The 2016-nt window shown below is 68.1% G+C and carries 2 protein-coding genes; one reads left to right on the plus strand and one right to left on the minus strand.

Features of this window, described 5'->3' with window-relative positions; genetic code table 11:
• The first annotated feature begins 354 nt into the window (after positions 1 to 354).
• Complete coding sequence (locus FKV25_RS00425; protein ID WP_141516819.1) at positions 355 to 1209, plus strand: 2OG-Fe(II) oxygenase; 855 nt, start codon at positions 355 to 357, stop codon at positions 1207 to 1209.
• A 34-nt stretch (positions 1210 to 1243) separates the two neighbouring features.
• Here FKV25_RS00425 and nth read toward each other — a convergent pair whose 3' ends face one another.
• A complete protein-coding gene (gene nth, locus FKV25_RS00430) occupies positions 1244 to 1942 on the minus strand; it encodes an endonuclease III (RefSeq protein ID WP_141516820.1) in 699 nt (232 codons plus the stop codon).
• Positions 1943 to 2016: the final 74 nt, after the last annotated feature.

Consider the following 2016-nt stretch of genomic DNA (forward strand, 5'->3'; position numbering starts at 1 on the left):
GGCGCCGAACGTGACCAGCAAGGTCCGGTAGTTGTTGCCAGAAGTCATCGTGTTGCTCTCCGATCGTTTCAGTGGGTTCGAACGTGCATGGCCCGGACAGGACCGCCATGGCGCGAGGCCGGCCCTGTTCCGCTCCCCTGGGTGGCGCTGTGTCGACGCGTGTCGATGTCGTGCCCGGTGACGAATCGGTGAAAAGTTATAGGCCCGTGATGTGACAGATCGCTTGCAGGATTCGCACGGATTTCATGAAGCGGCGGTGCGCGCGAATTCGCCCCGGAACCGACACACGTTTGTCATCGAACGGCAGCAAAGTGGAGGGCCGGGCAGGCCGATCGACCTGCGGGAGCGCTCGCGATGACAGTCCAGGCGCGCATCGACGATGCGCTCGAGCAATGGATATTCGAACAGGTGCGGGCGGGCGCGCCGCCCGAGGCCGTGCTCAAGCCCTTGCTGGATCGCGGCTGGCAGGAACAGGCCGCGATCGATGCGGTCGAGCATGCGCTACGTGGCTTCGTCGAGCAGCGCGAGCGCGAGGACGGCCTGCCCCCCGCCAGTCGTGTTCCCGCGCCGCTGGGACTGAACGACGCGTCGTCACTTTCCGCGGGTGACCGCGAGGTGCGCGTCGTCGCGCAACTGCGTCATCCGCGGGTGATCGCGTTCGCCAACGTGCTGTCCGACGATGAATGCGATGCGCTGGTCGAGCTGGCGCGTCCGCGCCTGTCGCGTTCTGCGACGGTCAACATGGCGACCGGCGGCGACGAGGTGCACGTGGGCCGGACCAGCCAGGGCACCTGCTTCGCGCGCGGTGCCAATGCGCTGTTGCAACGCGTGGAGGAACGGCTGTCCCGCCTGCTGGACTGGCCGCTGGAGAACGGAGAGGGCATGCAGGTCCTGCGCTATGGCGTCGGGGCCGAGTACAAGCCGCACCACGACTATTTCGACCCCGCGCAACCAGGCGCGGGCGTGTTGTTGGAGCGGGGCGGGCAACGCGTCGCCTCGCTGGTGATGTACCTCAACACGCCTTCGCGCGGCGGTGCGACGACGTTCCCTGAAGCGGGGTTCGAGGTGGCCGCGGTCAAGGGCAACGCGGTGTTCTTCAGCTACGACCGTCCGCATCCGATGACCCTGAGCCTGCACGGCGGCGCTCCGGTCCTGGAAGGCGAGAAGTGGGTGGCGACCAAGTGGCTGCGCGAGCGGGCCCACCGCTGAGCGCGGTGAGAGGCGTCGCGATGGAGACGCACTGTCAGGCTTCCGGATCGCCGGGTGTCTTGTCCTTGTACAGGCACAGGTCGTGGATCGGGCATCGCGGGCATTCCGGCTTGCGCGCCTTGCACACGTAACGGCCGTGCAGGATCAGCCAGTGGTGCGCATCGTGCAGGTAGTGCGCCGGGACGGCTTTCATCAGTCCGTCTTCCACTGCACGGACGGTCTTCCCCGGCGCCAGGCCGGTGCGGTTGGACACGCGGAAGATGTGCGTGTCCACGGCCATCGTCGGCTCGCCGAAGGCGGTGTTGAGCACGACGTTGGCGGTCTTCCGCCCCACGCCGGGTAGCGCTTCGAGCGCGGCGCGTTCTCTCGGGACTTCGCTGCCATGGTGTTCGATCAGCTGCTCGGCCATCGCGACCACGTTCGCGGCCTTGGTGTTGTACAGCCCGATGGTCGAGATGTAGGGCTTGAGCCCGTCCACGCCCAGGGCCGCGATCGCCTCGGGGGTATTGGCGACCGGGAACAGCTTGCGCGTCGCCTTGTTGACGCCCACGTCGGTCGCCTGCGCCGACAACGTCACCGCCACCAGCAGTTCGTAGGGCGTGGAGAACTCCAGCTCGGTCGTCGGTTTGGGGTCGAGCCACTTGAGCCGGCGGAACAGTTCCTCGACCTGCGCGGGCTTGAGTCGACGAGCCCGTGGTCGCCGCGCCGGCGTGGCGCTTGCCTGCGATGCCATGTCAGGACTTCCCGCGTGCGGCCGCCCGAGCCCGCGCGCGGGCGAGGGCCGCGGCCGCGGCGTCCGGCAGGGGC

Origin of the sequence: Marilutibacter aestuarii, from assembly GCF_006546775.1 — a bacterium.
Lineage (GTDB): Bacteria > Pseudomonadota > Gammaproteobacteria > Xanthomonadales > Xanthomonadaceae > Marilutibacter > Marilutibacter aestuarii.